This is a genomic window from Kitasatospora sp. NPDC051702 (assembly GCF_040681575.1).
Lineage (GTDB): Bacteria > Actinomycetota > Actinomycetes > Streptomycetales > Streptomycetaceae > Kitasatospora.
In genome coordinates, this window is sequence record NZ_JBFAZB010000005.1 from 161358 (window position 1) to 181644 (window position 20287).

17 protein-coding genes are annotated in these 20287 nt (G+C 74.6%); 8 read left to right on the plus strand and 9 right to left on the minus strand.

The annotated features are described in order from the left end of the window. Nucleotides 1-148: 148 nt before the first annotated feature. Both AB0N04_RS07035 and AB0N04_RS07040 read left to right on the plus strand, forming a co-directional pair. A complete protein-coding gene (locus AB0N04_RS07035) occupies nt 149-472 on the plus strand; it encodes an STAS domain-containing protein (RefSeq protein ID WP_360204629.1) in 324 nt (107 codons plus the stop codon). 229 nt (nt 473-701) lie between these two features. Further along, nucleotides 702-3011, plus strand: coding sequence for an ATP-binding protein (locus AB0N04_RS07040; protein WP_360204632.1), 2310 nt, complete (start codon nt 702-704; stop codon nt 3009-3011). A 4-nt stretch (nt 3012-3015) separates the two neighbouring features. Here the strand turns inward: AB0N04_RS07040 and nucS are convergent, their stop codons facing one another. Beyond that, nucleotides 3016-3675, minus strand: coding sequence for an endonuclease NucS (gene nucS / locus AB0N04_RS07045; protein WP_360204635.1), 660 nt, complete (start codon nt 3673-3675; stop codon nt 3016-3018). A 480-nt stretch (nt 3676-4155) separates the two neighbouring features. On the opposite strand from nucS, the gene AB0N04_RS07050 reads away from it, so the two are divergent. Continuing rightward, a complete protein-coding gene (locus AB0N04_RS07050) occupies nt 4156-4548 on the plus strand; it encodes an SCO5389 family protein (RefSeq protein ID WP_360204637.1) in 393 nt (130 codons plus the stop codon). A 77-nt stretch (nt 4549-4625) separates the two neighbouring features. Here AB0N04_RS07050 and AB0N04_RS07055 read toward each other — a convergent pair whose 3' ends face one another. Next, a complete protein-coding gene (locus AB0N04_RS07055) occupies nt 4626-5948 on the minus strand; it encodes an LLM class flavin-dependent oxidoreductase (protein ID WP_360204640.1) in 1323 nt (440 codons plus the stop codon). Nucleotides 5949-6178: 230 nt separating this feature from the next. Between AB0N04_RS07055 and AB0N04_RS07060 the strand changes: the two genes are divergently transcribed. Next, entirely contained in the window at nt 6179-6502 is a 324-nt protein-coding gene (locus AB0N04_RS07060; protein WP_360204643.1) for an ATP/GTP-binding protein, read from the plus strand. A gap of 6 nt (nt 6503-6508) precedes the next feature. On the opposite strand, the gene AB0N04_RS07065 is transcribed toward AB0N04_RS07060, so the two are convergent. Then, a complete protein-coding gene (locus AB0N04_RS07065; RefSeq protein WP_360204645.1) occupies nt 6509-7276 on the minus strand; it encodes an ABC transporter permease subunit in 768 nt (255 codons plus the stop codon). Between the two features lies 1 nt (nt 7277). After that, the gene (locus AB0N04_RS07070; RefSeq protein ID WP_360204648.1) at nt 7278-8282 is read right to left on the minus strand and encodes an ABC transporter ATP-binding protein; all 1005 of its coding nucleotides are present in this window, start codon (nt 8280-8282) and stop codon (nt 7278-7280) included. Nucleotides 8283-8374: 92 nt separating this feature from the next. On the opposite strand from AB0N04_RS07070, the gene AB0N04_RS07075 reads away from it, so the two are divergent. Continuing rightward, the gene (locus tag AB0N04_RS07075) at nt 8375-9172 is read left to right on the plus strand and encodes an alpha/beta hydrolase (protein ID WP_360204650.1); all 798 of its coding nucleotides are present in this window, start codon (nt 8375-8377) and stop codon (nt 9170-9172) included. After that, nucleotides 9169-9480: a hypothetical protein gene (locus AB0N04_RS07080; RefSeq protein WP_360204652.1), complete on the plus strand. Its 312-nt coding sequence runs from the start codon at nt 9169-9171 to the stop codon at nt 9478-9480. Before AB0N04_RS07075 ends, AB0N04_RS07080 begins: the two co-directional genes overlap by 4 nt. A gap of 78 nt (nt 9481-9558) precedes the next feature. On the opposite strand, the gene AB0N04_RS07085 is transcribed toward AB0N04_RS07080, so the two are convergent. The 3 genes from AB0N04_RS07085 to mce all read right to left on the minus strand — a co-directional run bounded on the left by AB0N04_RS07085 (nt 9559) and on the right by mce (nt 16233). Next, the gene (locus AB0N04_RS07085) at nt 9559-10488 is read right to left on the minus strand and encodes a cellulose-binding protein (protein ID WP_360204654.1); all 930 of its coding nucleotides are present in this window, start codon (nt 10486-10488) and stop codon (nt 9559-9561) included. A gap of 107 nt (nt 10489-10595) precedes the next feature. Continuing rightward, nucleotides 10596-15212 carry a hypothetical protein gene (locus AB0N04_RS07090; RefSeq protein WP_363363517.1) on the minus strand — a complete coding sequence of 1539 codons (4617 nt, stop codon included), beginning with the start codon at nt 15210-15212 and terminating at the stop codon, nt 10596-10598. Between the two features lie 577 nt (nt 15213-15789). Next, a complete protein-coding gene (mce, locus tag AB0N04_RS07095; protein ID WP_360204660.1) occupies nt 15790-16233 on the minus strand; it encodes a methylmalonyl-CoA epimerase in 444 nt (147 codons plus the stop codon). Between the two features lie 252 nt (nt 16234-16485). Here mce and AB0N04_RS07100 point away from each other — a divergent pair, with 252 nt between their 5' ends. Both AB0N04_RS07100 and meaB read left to right on the plus strand, forming a co-directional pair. After that, nucleotides 16486-17679 carry an acetyl-CoA C-acetyltransferase gene (locus tag AB0N04_RS07100; protein ID WP_360204663.1) on the plus strand — a complete coding sequence of 398 codons (1194 nt, stop codon included), beginning with the start codon at nt 16486-16488 and terminating at the stop codon, nt 17677-17679. 79 nt (nt 17680-17758) lie between these two features. Next, nucleotides 17759-18715, plus strand: a complete 957-nt coding sequence (gene meaB, locus AB0N04_RS07105) for a methylmalonyl Co-A mutase-associated GTPase MeaB (RefSeq protein ID WP_360204665.1) — start codon at nt 17759-17761, stop codon at nt 18713-18715. Between the two features lie 65 nt (nt 18716-18780). Here meaB and AB0N04_RS07110 read toward each other — a convergent pair whose 3' ends face one another. Both AB0N04_RS07110 and AB0N04_RS07115 read right to left on the minus strand, forming a co-directional pair. Further along, entirely contained in the window at nt 18781-19296 is a 516-nt protein-coding gene (locus tag AB0N04_RS07110; protein ID WP_360204668.1) for a MarR family transcriptional regulator, read from the minus strand. Nucleotides 19297-19335: 39 nt separating this feature from the next. Continuing rightward, the gene (locus tag AB0N04_RS07115) at nt 19336-20157 is read right to left on the minus strand and encodes an AIM24 family protein (RefSeq protein ID WP_360204862.1); all 822 of its coding nucleotides are present in this window, start codon (nt 20155-20157) and stop codon (nt 19336-19338) included. Between the last annotated feature and the right edge of the window lie 130 nt (nt 20158-20287).

The following is a 20287-nucleotide window of genomic DNA, read 5'->3' on the forward strand; positions in this document are numbered from 1 at the left end:
CCCGGCATTCCGACCGGGCCCGGGCGCGGCGCGCGAGCCGAGCGGCCCACCGGCCGCGATCCGCCCGGACGGACCCCTGCGACCCCCGGACCGGCACGGCCGGGGCGGAACCATCCCGTACCGGGCCAGCCAGGCGAAGGAGGAGAGCATGCGCATCACCGGCGACCACACGGCGCTGGCCATCGAAGGCCGCCTCGACGTGCGCACCGCCGCCGACGCGCGCGTCCAGCTGCACCAGGCCGTGGACGGCGGCCTCGGCGACCTCGTGCTCGACCTCGCTCGGCTGGAGTTCTGGGACGCCACCGGACTCGGCGTCATCATGGGCACCCACCGCCGGGCCGGCCGGATCGGCCGACGCCTGGTGCTCCGCTCCGTTCCGGCCCAGCTCCAACGGCTGCTGGTGGCCACCAAACTGCACCGCATCCTGGCCGTCGACGGCGGGATCGCCGAGCCGCACGGGGTCGTCCTCTAGTTCCCGCACGGTCCCCGCGCGGGGTCGTCCTCCGGTTCCCGCACGGTCCCCGCACGGGTCCGCCCTGCACGGGCGGGCCCGGATGTGCGAGAGTCTGCCCGTCAGAAACGACGGCCGCCCCGGCACGACTGCTTCCCGCACGACTGCCCCCACGCCCGCACGCGGCCGCGACCGAGACGTCAGCCGGCCGGAGCGGGCGCCGGCGGCCGAGCACGAGGCGGAGCAGAACGTGGCACAGCCAACCGGGGAGTTCCGGCAGGAGGCCGTCCGCACCCGGGGCGGCGAACTGGTCTCCGGAGGCCTGCTGGTCGGCGTCGGCGCCCCGGACGGTTCCGAGTTCAGACCCTGCCCCGAGGAGTGGCGCCCCCGCCCGCGCCGGATCGAACGCAGCGAGCCCGCCCGCGGCCCGGTCGGCGGCGTCGGCCGCGCGGTCGGCCCGCTCGCCCTCGGCACCGGCCCGGCCGACCTGCCGCTGCTCGACCGCGAGGCCGACATCGCCGAACTCCTCGGCCTGCTCGCCGAGGGCCGCTCGATACGCCTGGTCGGCCAGGCAGGCTCGGGCCGCAGCGCGCTGCTGTCGGCCGTCGCCGAAGCCGCGGCCGACCTCGCCCCCGGTGGCGTCGTCCAGCTCTGCGGACACCGCCGCACCCCCGCGGACCTCCTCCAGGACCTCTTCGCGGCCACCCACCACGCCCCCGGCTTCCGGCCGGACCCGGGCCAGTCGGCCGCCCACCTCGCCGAGGTCCGCGCGATCGTGGTCGTCGACGACGCCGAGCAGTCCGCCGCCGAGCTGGAGGAGCTGCTCGCCGCCGCCCCCGGCTGCGCCTTCCTGGTCTGCGTCGCCCCCGGCAGCGCGGCGCTGCCGATCGGCTCCCGGTTGCAGGACCACCTGGTCGCCGGGCTCTCCCGCGCAGCCTGCCTCGCGCTCTCCGCCCGGCAGGCCGGCCGGCCGCTGGACGTCGCCGAGAAGGCCTGGGCGGTCGACCTCTGGTTCGAGTCCGAGGGCCTGCCGCTGCGCTTCGTCCAGGCCGCCGCACTGCTGCGCCAGCGGGACGTCTCGGTGGACGCCCTGGTCGCCGCCGAGGAGGACCGGATGGGGGTCTTCGGCGCCGTCGAGGAGCCCGTCCACGACCCCGACCCGGCGGTCCGCGAGAACGAGCTGCGGCGGACCGTCCCGCTGCCCTCCGTCGCCGAGACCGCCTCGCCCGCCGTCCGGCTCGCCGAGGGGCTGAGCGAGCCCGCACAGGCCGTCCTGCGGCTCGCCGTGGCGCTCGGCGGCGAGTGCCCCACCGCACCGCACCTGCCCGCGCTGATCGACGTCGGGCAGGCCGAGAGCGCGCTCGCCGAACTCGTCGACGCCGGACTGGCGGTGTCCATCGGCGGGCACCACCGGCTGACCGCCGGGGTGCTCGAACTGCTCGCCCCGCACTGGCCGGCCCGCGGCTGTCTGGACGGCGCCGCCCAGCACTTCGCCTGGTGGGTCGGCCACAGCTCGGTGTCGTTGGAGCAGGTCGCGGCCGAGGCCGAGGTGCTGATCGGCGTCCTGCTCGCCGACCGGGAGGCCGGGCGGCACGAGGCGGTGGTGCGGCTGGCCAGGGCCGCCGCGCCGGCCCTGGCGCTCTCGCTGCGCTGGGGCGCCTGGGAGCGGGTCCTGGAACTGGGGCTGGAGGCGGCCCGCCGCTCCGGCTCGGCGACCGACCAGGCCTGGTTCCACCACGAGTCGGGCGTGCACGCCTTCTGCGTCCGCGAGCCGTCCAGGGCGATGGCCGAGCTGGAGACCGCGCTCACCCTGCGGGCCACCGCCGGGGAGCAGCGCGGTGTGGCGGCGGCGCGCCGGATGCTGGACCTGCTGCGTGCCGACGGGCGGCAGTTGGAGGCGGCGCCGGCCCCCGCGCCCACCCGGCGACCCGTCATCCGGGCGATCGCCAACAAGGTGCCGTCGCGCCTGCGGGCCAGCCGCCGGCGCCGGGTGATCACCGCGTCGGCGGCCGTGCTCGCGCTCGGGGCGCTCACCACGGCGGTGGCGCTGAGCGCCACCGGGCCGGAGCAGCACCAGGGCAACGACCCGCACAGCCGGCTCGACGAGCCCGGCGGGGCCCAGGACGCGCCGCTGCCGGTGCCGCACACCAGCGGCTCCCCGGCCACGCCCGGCGCGACGGGGACGGACGCGAGCAGCAGCCCGGCGGCGGACGGGACCAGCCCGGAGCCCTCGGCGAGCGGCAGTGCGTCCCGCTCCCCGAGCGCGTCGCCCTCCCGGAAGCCGAGCCGCGGGCCGAGCAGCAGTGCCTCGGAGAGCGCGCAGCCGTCGCAGCCGCCGTCCCAGCAGCCGACGCCCGGTCAGTCGCAGCCGCCGGCCCCGCCGACCGGTCCGCAGCCGGGCGGGGGCCCGACGCCCGGGCCGCCGAAGCCGTCGAGCAGTTCGAGCTCGCCGAGCCCGACCGGCACGCCGTCCTCGCCGCCCACCGCTGGTCCGAGCGGAACGCCGAGCCCGTCCGGTACGGCGAGCCCGACGGGGACGACGAGCCCGTCGCAGGGGTGACCGGTCAGAACAGCTTGAGCTTGTCGTCGTCGATGCCGCGCAGCTCGTCGTAGTCCAGCACCACGCAGCCGATGCCCCGGTCGATGGCCAGCACACGGGCCTGGGGCTTGATCTCCTGCGCGGCGAAGACGCCCTTGACCGGGGCCAACAGCGGGTCCCGGTTGAGGAGTTCGAGGTAGCGGGTGAGCTGCTCGACGCCGTCGATCTCGCCGCGGCGCTTGATCTCGACGGCGACCGTGGCGCCGTCGGAGTCGCGGCAGAGGATGTCGACCGGGCCGATCGCGGTCGGGTACTCGCGGCGGATGAGCGACCAGCCGGCGCCGAGCACCTCCATCCGGTCCGCGAGCAGCTCCTGGAGGTGCGCCTCGACGCCGTCCTTGATCAGGCCCGGGTCGACCCCGAGCTCGTGGGACGAGTCGTGCAGCACCTCCTCCAGCGTAATGATGAGCTTCTCGCCGGCCTTGTTCTCCACCGTCCAGACCCCGTCGGCCTCCTTGAGGGCGCACGGCGGGGACATCCAGTTGAGCGGCTTGTAGGCGCGGTCGTCGGCGTGGATGCTGACGCTGCCGTCGGCCTTGACCAGGATGAGCCTGGTGGCGGAGGGCAGATGGGCGGAGAGCCGACCGGCATAGTCGACTGAGCAGCGGGCAATTACGAGACGCACGGTCGACCACGCTAGCCCACCGGGGCCAGTTGATGCGATTCCACGACGACCGGGTGAAGAAACCGCGAACCCCGCGAACATGGAGGTTCGGCAATCCCGGTACCGCACGCCGCGGTCTGGCGCCCGCACCCTGGGGTAGCTACCGTGTGTGACGGCACGCTTGCGGGATCGCTGTCAACGGGGATGGAGACTTCAGATGAACGATCCGACGGGATCCGGCCAATCTGGTGCACCACGGCGTATTTCCCAAGCAATCCCCAGGAATGACCGACCCGGTCCGCCGTTGACTGCCACGCTGTTCTGAGCGCGGTCGGTGTTCGGGGCGTCACGTCCCGTTGCGCCACCGCCCTCGCCCGGGTGCCGGAAACTCCCGTCCCACGGTGTTCCGGACACCACGCGCGACCGCCCACCCTCACTGTGAGCTTTGGACTACGCATGACCACCCGGGCGCCGCACGGGTGGACCGCGAGAGGAGAACCCATGTCGCTCGACGTCTCACCGGCCCTGCTCGAGAAGGCCGAGCGGGGCGAGGTCGACGAGCGGGAATTCGTCGACTGCGTCCGCGTCTCCCTGCCGTACGCCTGGGACCTGATCAGCTCGCTGGTCGCCCAGGCGAAGGTCGACGGCACCGACTTCGCCGACAACCAGGTACCGCCGCCCAGCGAGCAGGCCCGCGGCCAGCTCCTGCGCGCGCTCGCCAGCGACGCCATCCGGGGGGCCCTGCAGCGGCACTTCGGGGTGCGGCTGGCCTTCCAGAACTGTCACCGGGTGGCGGTCTTCCTGCCGTCGGAGGCCAACGAGGCGCGGCACACCCGCTTCACCTCGGTCCGGGAGCAGCTGCTGAACCAGTCCGAGGAACTCCGGGACTGCTGACCGGTCGCAGGACCGGGCACGCCGTCGGGTCGCCCCCGTCCCCCGGTGCGGGGGGAGGGGAGGCGGCCCGGGCGGGCTCACGCCAGCTGCGGCAGCACCTCGGAGCCGAGCCGGGCGATGTTGTGCAGGGTGGCCTCGTTGTCCCCGCTGCCCTCCGCGAGCAGCGCGAAGCGGCGGATGCCGGTCCGCTCGGCGGTGGCCAGCAGCTTGTCGGCGCACTGCCGCGGGGTGCCCACCGCGTGCAGGTCGCAGAGGAGTTCGGTGTACTGGCGCGGATCGCGCATCTTGCGCTCCCGGCCGTCCACGGTGCGGTGGGCGCCGAGCCCGTACTCGAACCACCCCGGCATCGCGTTCAGCAGGGTGGCCCTCGCCGCCGAGGTGCGGTCGTCGACCTGCGCCACCCCGGCCGCGACGTGCTGGCGGCCGACCCGGCGCAGCTGCTCCTCGCTGCGCCCCGCGGCCAGCCAGGCGGTGCGGTACAGCTCCAGCATCTGCAGCTTGTCCTCGTCGCCCGAGTGCATGCCGAGCAGCATCGGCAGGCCGCGTTCGGCGGCGAGCCGCACCCCGCCCGGCGAGGTGCAGGCGACCACCACCGGCGGCCCCGCCACCGGCCGCCCGGACGCGGTCAGCTCCTCGCCGGGGCCCTCACCGCCGAGGCCCTCGACGTCCTGGCGCTGGCGCGGCAGGCGCACCGGGCCGGCGGTCTCGCCGAGGCCGAGCCAACTCCCCAGGCCCGACCGGCGCAGGGGCTCGGCGGCCCGCGGCACCACCGCCACCTCGGGGAAGGAGAACTGCGGGCCGTCCGCGCCCACCCGGGAGCCGCGCAGCCAGCGCAGCAGCAGCTCCAGCCGTTCCGCGAAGCCGTTCTCGAAGGCCTCCACACCGCTGCCGAACACGTCCAGGTCGATCCACGGCCCACCGCGGCCCACCCCGAGCGTGAACCGCCCGCCGGAGGTGAGGTGCAGCAGCGCGGCCTGCTCGCCGAGCGCCACCGGGTGGGTGGTGGAGAGCACGCTCACCGCCGTGCCGACACCGATCCGGCGGGTCCGGCCCAGCAGCAGCCCGGCCATCGTGGCCGCATTGGGGCAGACGCCGTACGGGACGAAGTGGTGCTCGGCCAGCCAGACGCTGTCCAGGCCGGCCCGTTCGGCCTCGACGGCGGCCCGGACGGTGCGGTCCAGCACCTCGCCGTGCGTCTGCCCGGGGAACTGCGCGGACAGCAGGAACGCGCCGACCCGTACCGGAGCGGTGTCCGCCGGCAGCGCGCCGGCCCGCTGGGGGAGCGGCAACGGCTCGCCGGCGGCCGCCACCGGGGTGACGGCGGTCAGGGCCGCGCCGGCTGCGGGCGGCCGGACCCCGACGGGGCGACGGGTCTCGGCGCGGGCGCTGGTCTTGGTCATGGATGGGGCCTCCTCGGGTGCACGCAGGGTTTGCGGGCCCCGCCTGTTCCCCTCGTGGGTATCCGATGTCATGTGCCAACGGCACGCGGAAACCCGAATTTCCCCGAAGATCGGGTGGATCTCGGCAAAAACCCGGGACCACCGGGCGATGCCGTGATAGAGGCCTCCGGGAGGGCCGGGCGGCCGTAGGCTGGAACGGCCCGATCCCCCCGGAAGAGAGGTATGCCGACGTGTCGCCGCGCCGCAACCGGATCAAGACCGCCGACCCCCGCGACAGCGCCGAACCGGCCGCACCGCTCGGCGGATCGCTGCGCCGCACCGAGAGCTACCAGGGCGACGACTGGGTGGTCCAGACGGTGGCCGGGACGGCCGGGCGGCACTACCGCTGCCCCGGCTGCGACCAGGAGATCCCGCCCGGCGTGGGCCACGTGGTGGCCTGGCCGATGCACGGCGCCGGCGTGGACGACCGTCGGCACTGGCACCGGGCCTGCTGGGGGGCGCGCGAGCGCCGGGCCTCCAACGTGCTGCGCGGCCGCGGCGCCCCCCGCTACTGAACCCGTTCAGGCGTCCCGCTTCTTGAGCACCAGCGCACCGCCGAGCAGGGCCGCGAGCGTCCAGGCCAGGCAGATCGCGAAGCCGGCCCACGGCCCGTACGGCTGGCCGTGCTGCTCGTACACCAGCAGCATCCGGGAGCCCGCGTAGTCCGGGAAGTAGTGGGCCAGCGTCTTGACCTTCGGCACCGCCGAGAGGATCGGCGACAGCAGGAAGAAGAACGGCACCAGCACGCCCAGGGCGAGCGTCTGGTTGTGCAGCATCGTGGTGACGCCGGCCGAGAACAGGCAGAGCATCGTCAGGTACAGCGCGGCGCCGAACACCGCGCGCAGCACGTGCGGTTCACCGAGGCCGGTGGAGTGCGAGCCGAGCAGCGACTGGCCGACGAAGAAGGTGACGAAGGCCGTCACCAGCGAGACCGCCAGGGCCAGTCCGCCGAGCACCGCGGCCTTGCCCGCCAGCAGGGTGCCGCGCTGAGGGACGGCCGCCAGGGTGACCCGGATCATGCCGCTGCTGTACTCGTTGCCGATCGCCAGCACGCCGAAGACGATGATGGCGAGCTCGCCGAGCATGATGCCGGAGAAGGCCGTGCCGGTGGCGTCGAACGGGGACTCCTCGTTGCGCCGGAACTCGGAGAAGTTGTTGTTGGTGAGCAGGGACAGCAGCGCACCGATGCCGACCGTGACGACGAAGGCCAGCGCGAGCGTCCAGACCGTCGAGCGGACGCTGCGGATCTTCGTCCACTCGGAGCGCAGGATCGCGGGGAAGGACGTCATCTCAGTTCTCCTCCTGCCGGGCCGCCGCGGCCTGCCGGGCGCCGTCCGCCTTCCACCCGGCACCCCACGTGCCGGGCGCGCCGGCCGCGTCGCGGCCCGGGCCGTCACCCGCGTGGTACTCCACCGAGTCGGCCGTCATCTGCATGAACGCCTCCTCCAACGAGGCCTGCTGCGGGCTGAGTTCGTGCAGCACGACGCCGTGCGCCGCCGCCAGGTCGCCGATCCTGGCGAGATCGCCGTCGACCACCTCGTAGGAGCCCTCCGGGCCCGGCTCGTGCCGGATCCCGGCGTCGGCCAGGACGTCGAGCAGACGCTCCGGGTGCGGGCTGCGCAGCCGCACGGCGGAGCGGGAGTTGCGGCGGATGAACTCCGGCATCGGCAGGTCCGCGAGCAGCCGGCCCCGGCCGATGACCACCAGGTGGTCGGCGGTGACGGCCATCTCGCTCATCAGGTGCGAGGAGACGAAGACCGTCCGGCCCTCGGAGGCGAGCCGCTTCATCAGGTTGCGGATCCAGAGGATGCCCTCCGGGTCGAGGCCGTTGACCGGTTCGTCGAACATCACGATCTCCGGGTCGCCGAGCAGCGCCGAGGCGATGCCCAGGCGCTGGCCCATGCCGAGCGAGAAGCCGCGGGCCCGCTTGCGGCCGACCGGGGTGAGGCCGACCAGGCCGAGCACCTCGTCCACCCGGCGCTCCGGGATCCGGTTGCTCTGGGCGAGCCAGAGCAGGTGGTCGCGGGCGGTGCGGCCGGGGTGGACGGCCTTGGCCTCCAGCAGCGCGCCGATGTACTTGAGCGGCTCGCTGAGCTGCCCGTAGCGCTTGCCGTCGATGGTGACGCGGCCGCCGGTGGGGCGGTCGAGATCGAGGATCATGCGCATGGTGGTCGACTTGCCGGCGCCGTTGGGGCCGAGGAAGCCGGTCACCACGCCCTGGGGGACCCTGAAGCTGAGCCGGTCCACCGCGAGTGTCTTGCCGTAACGTTTTGTCAGGTCGTGCAACTCGATCATTCGCGCTCCCTTACTCTCAGTCAGGCTAGGACAAAGGGGATATCGCGGCCCGCTGAGTGGGCCCGCCGGGCGTGCCGGAATACGGTGGGCCCATGACCCAGCTCCCCTCCGCAGTGTCGGTCCGCGAGAGCGGTACCGGAACCCCACTCGTGCTGCTGCACGCCTTCCCGCTGAACGCCTCGATGTGGTCCGCCCAACTGGACGCGCTGCCCGGTCGCACCGGTGACGAGGCCCGGGTGATCGCCCCGGACCAGCGCGGCTTCGGCGGCACCGAGCTGGGCGCCGACGAGCCCTCGCTGGACCTGGTGGCCGACGACCTCGCGCTGCTGCTGGACGCGGCCGGCATCGACCGGGCGGTGGTCGGCGGGCTCTCCATGGGCGGCTACGCGGCGCTGGCCTTCGCCCGCCGCCACCCGGAGCGGTTGGCCGGCCTGCTGCTGGCCAACACCCGCGCCACCGCCGACACCGACGCGGTGCGGGCCAACCGGGAGCGCATCGCGGCCGCCGTCACGGCCCGCGCCAGCGTCCAGCTGCTGCTCGACGAGGAGGTGGCCGCCGGGCAGCTCGGCCCGGACTCGCGGCACCTGGTGGAGCGGGTCCAGGCGCTCGTCGCCGCCGCTGCGCCGGCCGCCGTCGCCTGGGCCCAGCGGGCCATGGCGGCCCGCCCGGACGCCCTGGACGTGCTCGCCGGGCTTCGGGTGCCGGTGGCGGTCGTCGCGGGCGCGCAGGACGCCCTGGTGGCGCCGGAGGAGGCCGAGCTGATGGTCCGGGCCCGCCCGGACGCCGAACTGACCGTCATCCCCGGGGTGGGTCACCTGAGCGCGCTGGAGGCGCCGGAGGCGTTCGACGCCGCCGTCCGCAAGCTGCTGGCCCGGGTGGCGGCCGGATGAGGGACGACTCGGCCGGCTGGGACTTCTCCGCACTGGAGGTGACCGGCCGGATGCCCGTGACCAACCGGGGCGAGGGCCTGGTCGAACTGACCCTGGAGCCGCTCGGCGAGGACTACTGGCTGCGCCCGGGGGAGACCTTCATCGTCACCTCCTACGGCGACCACGGATCCGGTCACCCGTTCGAGGTGCAGTACTGGCCCGACTCGGTCTCGGTCTGGTGCACCTCGTGGTTCGGCACCGTCTCCGACGACGAGGGCAACCAGCTCAGCAGCGGGCACCAGCGGCCCGACGGGGCCTACCCGAGGTGATGAAGCCGCACACGACGACAGGCCCTCACCCGGGCGGGTGAGGGCCTGTCGTCGTCCCGCGGGGTGCGGGACACGGCGTCAGCGCGACTGCTGGGCGGGCACGCCCATGGTGTCGTCGCCCGGCAGCGAGGCGGCGGCCACGGCCGCGCCGGTCAGCGTCGCCAGCATCTCGCGGACGTTGGTCAGCTGGGCGTTGATGCTGTCGCGGCGGTTGGTGAGCGCCGCCAGCTCGCGCTCGGACTCGCTGCGGATCCGGTCGGCCTTGGCGTTGGCGTCGGCCACGATGTCCTCGGACTGGCGCTGGGCCGTCTCGACGGTCTGGCGGGCGCGGCGCTCGGCGTCGGTGCGCAGCTTCTCGGCCTCCAGGCGCAGCTGCTCGGCCCGGTGCTCGATCTCCGCCAGGCGCTTCTCGGCCTTGGCCTGACGGGCGGCGAGGTCCCGCTCGGACTGCTCGCGGCGCTTCGCCAGGTTGGTCTCGAACTCCAGCGCGGCCTGGGCGGCCTTGGTGCGGGTCTCCTCGAAGAGGGCGTCCGCCTCCTCGCGCTTGTTCTGGGCGTCCTTGTTGGCCTCGGCGCGCAGCTGGGCGCTGTCGCTCTTCGCCTTGTCGACGATCCGCAGACCCTCGTCCTCCGCCTTGGCCTTGCGGTCCTTGGCGTAGTTCTCGGCCTCGGTGCGGACCTGCTGGGCGGCGGCCTCGGCGAGCTCGCGGTGCTGCTCGGCGGCGCGGTGCGCCTCGTCGCGCAGGTCCTTGGCCTCCTCCTCGGCGAGGCGCAGGATCTTCTCGACCCGGGCGCCGAGACCGGCGTAGGACGGCTCCGCCTCGGTGACCGCGGCCTGCGCGGTCTGGGTCTCCAGGTGGAGCTCCTCGATGCGCTTCTCCAGCGCGCTGATCCGGGTCAGTGCGCTGTCACGGTCGGCCACCAGCTTGGTGATCCGCTCGTCGACCTGGGCACGCTCGTACCCACGGCGCACCAGGTCGAAGCCGTGAGGGGAGTGACTGTCGCTCATGGGGTTCTGGGCTTCCTGTCGTCAAACCGCTGAGGTGGTTGAGGGAATCCTGACACGGTACCGGAGTGTCGACGGCGAAATGCCGTTGTCCCGCGGACAATGTCCGCTCAATCGGGTGGTGCGTTCTTGGAGCGATTGCCACCCGACCGGGGGGAGCCGATTCCGGCACCTGCCTTGGCGCCCCCGTCCTTCTTGGTGTTGCTTCCCCCGTTTGCCTGTGCGACCGGTGACGGCGCCTCGAAGGCCTCCAGGGCGGACAGCACGTCCTGGACCCTGGAGATCTCGGTGTTGATGTCCTTGCGGCGGCGCACCAGTTCGTCCAGCTCGCGCCGGCCCTCGTCGGTGATCCGCTTCGCCTCCGCCCGAGCGTCGGCGAGCAGCCGCTCCGCCTCCGCCTTCGCCAGCTCGACCTGCTCCTCCGCACTGCGGTCGGCGTCCTGCAGGCGCTTCTCCGCCTCGGCGGCCGCGCTCTCCAGCCGCTCCTCGGCCTCGGTCTCGGCCGACTGCAGCTTGGCCTCGGCCTTGACGATCAGCGCCTCGGCGCGGTCGGTGGAGTCGGACAGCTTGGTCTCGGCCTCCTTCAGCAGGCCCTCGGCCTTGCGGACGGCCGAGATCCGGACCTTGCTGGCCTCCGCGGACGCCTCCGAGGTCAGCTCGTTCGCGCGGTCCTCGGCGGCCGCGACCAGCGCCGCGGCGCGGTCCTCGGCCTCGGCGACGGTGTTCACCGCCTGCTCCTCGGCCTCGGTCAGCTGCTCCTGGGCGGCCGTCACCAGCGCGTCCACCCGCTCGCCGGCCGACTTCATGGCCGCCGCGTTCTCCTTGCGGGCGCGCTCGTGCAGCGCCTCGACCTCGGCGTCGGTGCGCTCGCGCAGCTCCTCGGCGCGCTCGCGGATCGCGGTGGCGTCCCGGCGGGCCTCGGCGAGCAGCGCGTCGGCGTCCGAGCGGCCCTTCTCGACCTCGCCCTGGCCGGCCGCCTCGCCGGCGGCGACCAGCCGGTCGGCCTCCTTGCGGGCGGCGGCGACCATCGCGTCCGCCTGCTCCTCGGCGGCGGCGGTGGTGGCCAGCGCGGTGGTCTGGGCGTCCTCGCCGAGCGCCTCGGCGTCCGCGAAGGCCTTCTCCAGGACGGAGTTGGCCTGCTCGCGGGTGGCCCGGTCGAACTGCTCGGCGGCCTCCCGGGTCTCCGCGTCGTACGCGTCGGCGCGGCTGTGGGTGGCGGCGTCGTACTCGTCGGCGAGGGTGCGGGTGGCGAGCGCGTACTCCTCGGCCTCGGCGCGCAGCGCGGCGGCCAGCTCCTCGGCGTCGGCGACCAGGGCGGCGGAGCGCTCGTCGGCGGCGGCCACGGTGCGGACGGCCTGGTTCTCGGCCTCCGTGCGCAGCTGGTCGGCGGCGTCCTGGGCGGCGCGCAGCTCGGCGTCGGCCGCGGTGCGCAGCTGCTCGTCGTAGGCCTGGGCCTCGGCGCGCTCGTGGGCCAGCTCGGCCTCGTGGGCCTCGCGCTCGGCGGCCAGCTCCAGCTCGGTCCGCTCGCGCAGCGCGGTGGTCTCGGCCTCGGTGCGGGCCCGCAGCTCGGCCGTCTCGCGCTCGGCGAGCTCGCGCAGCTCCGCGGTCTCCCGCTCGGCGAGCTCGCGCAGCTGCGCGGTCTCGCGGTCGGCGAGGGCCCGCTGCTCGGCGGTCTCGCGGTCGGCCAGTTCGCGCTGCTCGGCGGTCTCCCGCTCGGCGAGCTCGCGCAGCTCGGCCGCGGCCTGCTCGGCCTGGCCGAGCACCTCCGCTGCCTCGCGCTCGACGGCGGCCTTCCGCTCGGCGATCTGCTCCGCGGCGGCCTCGTGCATGCCGGCCACCGACTGGCGGACCTCGGCGGCCTCCTCCTCGGCGGCCTCGACCAGACCGGCGCCCTCGGCCCTGGCGGCGGCGACGAGCTCGTCGCCGTCGATCCGGGCCTGCTCCAGGACGGCGGTGGCCTCGGCGCGGATGCCGTCGGCGGTCGCGCGGGCCTCGGACAGCTCACGGCCGGCCTCGGCGCGGACCGTCTCGGCCTGCTCGGCGGCCAGGGTCAGGTCGGCGGCGGCCTTCTCGCGGACGGCCTTGGCGTCCCGCGCGGCCTCGGCCTGCCGCTGCTCGGCGGCGCTGCGGGCGTTCTCCAGCAGCTCCTCGGCCTCGGCGCGCAGGGCGGCCGTCTCGGTGGCGGTGCGCTCGGTCAGTTCGGCGGCGGCCTGTTCGGCCACGGCCCGGACGTCGGCGGCGTGCGCCTCGGCGGCCTCGCGCTGCTCGGCGGTCTCCCGCTCGGCGAGGGCCCGCTGCTCGGTGGTCTCCCGCTCGGCCAGCTCGCGCTGCTGGGCGGTCTCGCGGTCTGCGGCCTCGCGCTGCTCGGCGGTCTCCCGCTCGGCGAGCTCGCGCAGCTCGGTGGCGGTCTGCTCGGCCTCGGTCCGGACGCGGTCGGCGTACGCCTCGGCCTCGGAGCGGCGGGCGGCCGTCTCGGCGGCGGTGCGTTCGGTCAGTTCGGCGGCGGCCTGCTCGGCCTGCTCGCGGGCGGTCCGCGCCGCGGCCAGCTGTTCGGCGGTCTCCTCGCGCTCACGCAGCAGCCCGGCGGCGGCCTCCTCGTGGGCGCGCAGGCTCTCCTGGCGCAGCGCCTCGGCGGCGGCCTCGGCCTCGCTCCTGGTGCGGACGGCCTCGGCGTCGGCCTCGGTGCGCACGCGCTCGGCGTCGGCCACCGCGGCGTCCCGGACGGCGTTGGCGCCGGCCTGTGCGGCGGCGGTCAGGGCGTCCGCGGCGGCGGTCGCCTCGGCCCGCACCCGCTGGTCGAACTCGGCTGCCTCCCGGCGCAGTTCGGCGGTCTCGCGCTCGGCGGCGGTCCGGTTCTCGGCGGCCGCGGCCTTGGCCGCGGCGAGGGCGTCCTGGCCCTGCTGCTCGGCGGCGGCGGTGGTCTTCTCCGCCTCGGCGCGGGCCCGGGCCAGGGTCTGCTCGGCCCGGCCCTGGGTCTCGGCGGCCTGCTGCTGGGCCTGCTCGCGCAGCCGCTCGACCTCGCCGGCCGCACCCGCGCGCAGCTCGTCGGCGTCGGCCTTGGCCTTGGTGAGCAGCTCCTCGGCGTTCTTCGCCGACTCCTCGATCTGCATGACGGCCTGGCGGCGGGCCTCGCCGCGGACCCGGTCGGCCTCGGCGGCGGCGTGGGCGCGCAGCTCCTCGGCCTCGGCCCGCAGCCGGGCCGCCTCGTCCTGCATCTGCTCGATCCGCTCGCGGATCGCGGCGGCGTCGTCCAGGGCGGCGTTCTGGGCCTGCTCGACGGCGGCCTGGGCCTGCTCGCGCAGGCGCTGCGCCTCGGCGGCGGCCTCGGTGCGGATCCGCTCGGCCTCGGTGGCGGCCTCGGTGCGGGCGGTCTCGGCGTCCCGGTCGGCCCGGCCGAGCACCTCCTCGGCGGTCTTGGCGGCCTTGGCGAGGTGGACGGTGGCGTCCTTGGCGCCGGCCGCCCGGCCCTCCTCCTCGGCCTCGTTGCGCAGGCGCTGGGCCTCGGCCTCGGCGAGGGCGCGCAGCTCGGCGACGTCCCGCTCGGCCTGGGCGCGCAGCTCGGCGATCGCGGCCTCGGCCTCGGCGCGCAGTTCGCCGGCGACGGACTCGGCGGTGGCCCGCAGCCGCTCGCTCTCCTCGGCGGCGGCGGCCTTGGCGGCGTCCGCCTGGGCCTGCTTGGTGGCGGCCTCGGCGCGGATGGCCTCGGCCTCCTTGGTGGCCTGGGCGACCATCCGGGCGACCTCGGCGCGGGCGGTCTGCGAGCGCTGCTCGTTGGCGGCCTCGCCGTCGGCGACCTTGCGCTCGGCGGCGGCCTCGGCGTCGGCCTGGAGCTGTTCGGCGGCCTGCTCGGCCTGGGCACGGAGTTCTGCGGCCTCGCGGCGGGTGCGCTCGGCCTCGGCGATCGCCTCCGCGCGCAGCCGCTCTATCTCGGCCTTCGCGGCGGCGAGCTGCTGCTCGGCGCGGGTCTGCTCGGCGGTGGCCTGTTCCTTGAGCCGGTTGATCTCCGCCCGGGCGGCGGCGAGCTGCTGCTCGGCGGCCGCATGGGCGGCGGCGAGCTGCTGCTGGGCCTCGCCGCGGGCCGCGCCGACCTCGGCAGCGGCCTGGGCGCCGGCCTGCTGGGCCTGCTCGGAGGCGGCGCGCAGCAGGCGCTCGGCGTCGCTCTGGGCGCGCTGGATGGCGGCCTCGGCGGCGGCATGGGCCTCGCCGCGGGCGGCGTCGACGTCCGCGGCGGTCTGCGCGCGGGCCTGGTCGGAGAGGGCGACGGCTTCGGCGCGGGCGGCGGCGACCATCCGCTCGGCCTCGACGCGGGCCTCCTGCAGGAGGCGCTGCGCCTCCTGCTCGGACCCGGCCCGGGTCTGCTCGGCCCAGCCGTTGACGTGCTGCTCGGCGGTGCGGCGCAGCTCGGTGAGCTCGTCCTCGAGCTGGCGGCGGCGGGCGGTGAGCTCGGCCTCCAGCCGGGCGGTGCGCTCGGCGGCCTCGGCCATGATCCGCTGGGTGGCGGCCTGGGAGTCGCGCAGCTGCCGTTCGGCGTCGGCGCGCAGCTGCTGGGCCTGCATCTCGGCGGTCCGGAGCATCTGCTCGGCCTGGCCGGAGACGGCGTCGAAGGCGCGCGGCTGGGCGAGCATGCGCCGGGACTCGTGCAGCTTGGCCCGGAGCACCTCCACCTGGTAGGCGAGGTCCTCGGCATGCTCGACTGCTTTGTCCCGCTCCTTTCGAGTCCGACCCATCTCGGCCTCGAACTGGGAGAGGTGATCGTCAACCTCGTAGCGGTCGTTGCCCCGCACTCCGCGGTCCCATCCATCTCCTGGTCGCGTCCTCGACCCGGCCGGTCCGGGGTCCCCGTTGTCCGGGGGTCGGTCCGACTGGCTCCTTGCATCCGCAGCCGGTGGACGGCCCGCCGGTCTGTCCGGGGGCGCCCGCCGCGGTCGTCGGAGCCCTCGGCGTGGAAGCGCGGTGGTTCCGCGTTCCCCCGTCCGGGTGGACTCCTGGGCGAACTCTTGCCTTGTGGAGAATGGTGACAGATCCGTGTTGCGACGGTTCAGCCGTGCCCGCGTACTGGACTCCCCTGCGACGGGCCGGCCACCGGGGGGCGGACGGGCCTGTCATCGGCCGTGCCCGTCGCCTCCGTCACCCGGAGCCTTCGCGCACCTGGGCATTGTAGTGGGACGGCAGGGCGGGGGAATGGCCGCGTGGGGGTTTTCCGGCCTCCGGGCGAGGTTACTGACGGGTCATGACCGTCGGCCGGGGCGGTGCCGCCCCGGCGGGCGGCACCGGGAGGCCCCGGCGGGCGGCACCGAGGGGCCCTCAGTGGGCGCCGTCCGCGCCCGGTCGGGCGGAGGTGACCAGCTCGGTCAGCACGCCGCCGCAGTCCTTGGGGTGCAGGAAGGTGATCCGCGAGCCCATCGAGCCGATCCGCGGCTCGTCGTAGAGGACCCGGACGCCCTTGCCCCGGATGGCCTCGGCGTCGCCGTCGACGTCCGCGGTGCCGAAGGCGATGTGGTGCACGCCCTCGCCGTTCTTCTCCAGCCACTTGGCGACGGTCGAGTCGGGCCGGGTCGGCTCCAGCAGCTGGAGGTAGGAGGCGCCGCCGTCCCCGGTGTCGTTGATCTTGAGCATGGCCTCGCGGACGCCCTGCTCCTCGTTGACCTCCTCGTGGAAGACCTCGAAGCCGTAGGTGGAGCGGTAGAACTCGACCGTCCGGTCGAGGTCGCGGCAGGCGATGCCGATGTGGTCGATACGGGTCAGCACGGCGACCTCCGGGAGGCGGGTCGGGGGTGGGAAAGCGGTGGCACCAGTGCAGCGCATCGGTCTTGAGCGGCGCCAGCGCCGGAGGTGCGAATCTGCTCACACGGTCGCGTTTCACCCGGACCGCGTTGACACGGTGTTGACTGGAGGGTGCCAGTGCGCTCGATCACACCGTCGCTCCGGTGACGGGCGGGTAGCAGGTCAGTACATTGAGCGCATCCTCACCTGGCCACGACGTGCGAAGGGGCTCGTCCCATGACCAACACCACCTCTGTGATCGTTGCCGGTGCGCGGACCCCGATGGGCCGCCTGCTCGGATCCCTCAAGGGCTTCTCCGGCGCCGACCTCGGCGGCTTCGCGATCAAGGGCGCACTCGAGCGGGCGGGCATCACGGGTGACCAGGTCCAGTACGTGATCATGGGCCAGGTGCTGCAGGCCGGCGCCGGCCAGATCCCGGCCCGCCAGGCCGCCGTCAAGGCAGGCATCCCGATGAACGTCCCGGCGCTCACCATCAACAAGGTGTGCCTCTCCGGCCTGGACGCCATCGCGCTGGCCGACCAGCTGATCCGCGCCGGCGAGTTCGACGTGGTGGTGGCCGGCGGCCAGGAGTCGATGACCAACGCCCCGCACCTGCTGCCGAAGTCCCGCGAGGGCTACAAGTACGGCGCGGTCGAGCTGCTCGACGCGATGGCCCACGACGGCCTCACCGACGCCTACGAGAACATCCCGATGGGCGAGTCGACCGAGAAGCACAACACCCGGCTGGGCATCGCCCGCGAGGTGCAGGACGAGATCGCGGCCGCCTCCCACCAGCGGGCCGCCAAGGCGCAGGCCGACGGCGTCTTCGACGCCGAGATCGTCCCGGTCGCCATCCCGCAGCGCAAGGGCGAGCCGGTGCTGTTCTCCCAGGACGAGGGCATCCGCGCCGACACCACCGTCGAGGGCCTGGCCCGGCTGCGCCCGGCGTTCGCCAAGGACGGCACGATCACCGCCGGCACCTCCTCGCAGATCTCCGACGGCGCCGCCGCGGTGGTCGTGATGAGCAAGGCCAAGGCCGAGGAGCTGGGCCTGAGCTGGATCGCCGAGATCGGCGCGCACGGCAACGTGGCCGGCCCGGACAACTCGCTGCAGTCGCAGCCGTCCAACGCGATCAAGCACGCGCTGGGCAAGGAGGGCCTGGAGGTCTCCGACCTCGACCTGATCGAGATCAACGAGGCCTTCGCGGCCGTCGCCCACCAGTCGACCAAGGACCTGGGCGTCTCCGCGGACATCGTCAACGTCAACGGCGGCGCGATCGCGCTCGGCCACCCGATCGGCATGTCCGGCGCCCGCGTGGTGCTGCACCTGGCGCTGGAGCTGCAGCGCCGCGGCGGCGGTGTCGGTGCGGCCGCGCTGTGCGGTGGCGGCGGTCAGGGCGACGCGCTCATCGTGCGCGTTCCGAAGGCCTGATCATCTGACATACCTTCGGGGCTGCGGACCGCCACAAGCGGTTCCGCAGCCCCGTCGGCATCTGCGCTAGGAGCTCCTGATGATCGATGTCGCCACGCTGGTCGAACAGGCCCGCGAGGGACGGCCGCGGGCGGTCGCCCGGCTGATCACGCTGGTCGAGAACGCCGCCCCGGAGCTGCGCGAGGCCATGGCCGCCCTCGCGCCGTACACCGGTCGGGCCTACACGGTGGGCCTGACCGGCTCGCCCGGGGTCGGCAAGTCCACCTCCACCTCCGCCCTGGTCTCCGCCTACCGGCGGCTCGGCAAGCGCGTCGGCGTACTGGCCGTCGACCCGTCCTCGCCGTTCTCGGGCGGCGCCCTGCTCGGCGACCGGGTCCGGATGCAGGACCACGCCACCGACCCCGAGGTGTTCATCCGCTCGATGGCCACCCGCGGCCACCTCGGCGGGCTGTCCTGGGCGGCGCCGCAGGCGCTGCGGGTGCTCGACGCCGCCGGCTGCGAGGTGATCCTGGTCGAGACCGTCGGCGTGGGCCAGTCCGAGGTGGAGGTCGCCGCCCAGGCGGACACCACCGTGGTGCTGCTCGCCCCCGGCATGGGCGACGGCATCCAGGCCGCCAAGGCCGGGATCCTGGAGATCGGCGACCTCTTCGTGGTCAACAAGGCCGACCGGGACGGCGCCGACGCCACGGCCCGCGAGCTCAACCACATGCTGGGGCTCGGCGAGGCCCGCGGGGCGGGGGACTGGCGCCCGCCGATCGTCAAGACCGTCGCGGCCCGCGGCGAGGGCGTGGACGAGGTCGTCGAGGCGCTGGAGAAGCACCGCGCCTGGCTGGAGGAGCACGGCGAGCTGGCCGCGCGCCGGCGCCGGCGCGCCGCCGATGAGATCGAGGCGATCGCGCTGGCCGAACTGCGCGCCCGGATCGGCGACCTGCACGGGGACCGCCACCTGGCCGGCCTGGCCGAGCGCGTGGTGTCGGGCGAGCTCGACCCCTACGGCGCCGCCGACCGCCTCGTCGCCGGCCTGACCCAGGCCTGACGCACGTCTAAGGGCGGGCCCGTGCGCACGCGCACGGGCCCGCCCTTAGACGTGTCGGGGAGGGGTCAGGAGCGGCCGCGGAGGCCGCGGAGGTGTTCGGCGACCGGGGCGAGGGCCTCGTACATGGCGTCCAGCTGCTCCGGGGTGAAGCGGTCGATGAAGTGCGCCCGGACGCTGCGCACGTGGTCGGGGGCGACCCGCTGCATGGTGTCCCAGCCCTGCTCGGTGAGGTGGGCGTAGAGGCCCCGGCGGTCGCCGGGGCACTCCTGGCGCAGCACCAGGCCGGCCGTTTCCATGCGGGTGATCTGGTGCGAGAGGCGGCTCTTGGACTGCAGGGTGGCCGTCGCGAGGTCGGTCATCCGCATCCGGCGGTCGGGGGCCTCGGAGAGGACGACCAGGATCTCGTAGTCGTTGATGGCCAGGTTGTGCGGCTGGAGTTCGCGGCTGAGCTGGTAGTCCAGCAGCTTGGCGACCTCCAGGTGGGCGCGCCACATCCGCTGCTCCCTGGCGGTCAGCCAGGGGGTTTCCCCCTCCGGCTGCGACGGAGGGGTGTCCGCGGTGTCGATCGTGTGCGCATCCATGGGGACAGCATACCCGATTTAGTTAAATCTTGTACAAGTTTACAGGCCGAAACGCCGTCCCAGGTCGCCCAGGTTACCGAGACCCGGCACGTTGAGGTTGCCCCCGCCGTGCCCGCCGTGGCCGGCCGCGCCCGGCTGGGACGGCACGCCGCCCATCGGGATGCCCGCCTCGGCGCCCACCTGGCCGACCGAGCGCTCGGCCATCAGCTTCTCGCTGGACTGCAGCAGCACCTGCCCGGCGCCGATGAACTCGAACTGGTGCTCCTCGCCGGACGCCCCGCCGAGCCCGGTCAGCCGGCGGATGCCGCCGATCAGGCCGTGCATGTAGTCGTGGTCGTAGTGGTGGCACGGCGCCGGGCAGTCCGCCCAGCCGACCAGCGCCTGCGGGTCCACCCGGATCGGCGGCTCGACGAAGTGCACCGGCCCGTTGGAGGCGGCGACGAACTTGCCGGTGCCGATCAGGGTGAGGAAGCCCGGGATGATCGACTGCTTGAGCCGCAGCGTCGGCTCGAAGGCCAGCAGGTTCCCCGAGCGGACGGTCAGGTTGCCCTCGTCCAGGTCGTAGGAGTTGAGGTCGAAGGCGCGGTCCGCCAGCAGCAGCTTGCCGCGGCCCTGGGCGACCACCCAGTCCGCCGCGTGCATCGGCGAGTTGAAGTGCTGCCCGATCATCCGGTCCAGCACGCCGGCGCCGACGCCCTTGAAGCTGATGTCGCCGTAGTAGGCGACCATCTTGCCCTTCTGCAGGAAGTACGAGCCGTTCAGGTCGACCGAGAAGGCGTACGGGTTGACGTTGTCGTTCGCCGGCAGGCTGTGGGCGTCGTACACCACCGGGCCGGCGCCGCCCCCGTGGGCGCTCGGCAGCGGGGCCTGCGGCCCGCCGAACTGCTCCTGGGCGTAGGCCTGCTGGGGCTGCGGCGGAGGCGGCGGCGGGTAGCCGCCCTGCTGGGGGTAGCCCCCCTGCTGGGGGTACCCGCCCTGCTGCGGGTAGCCG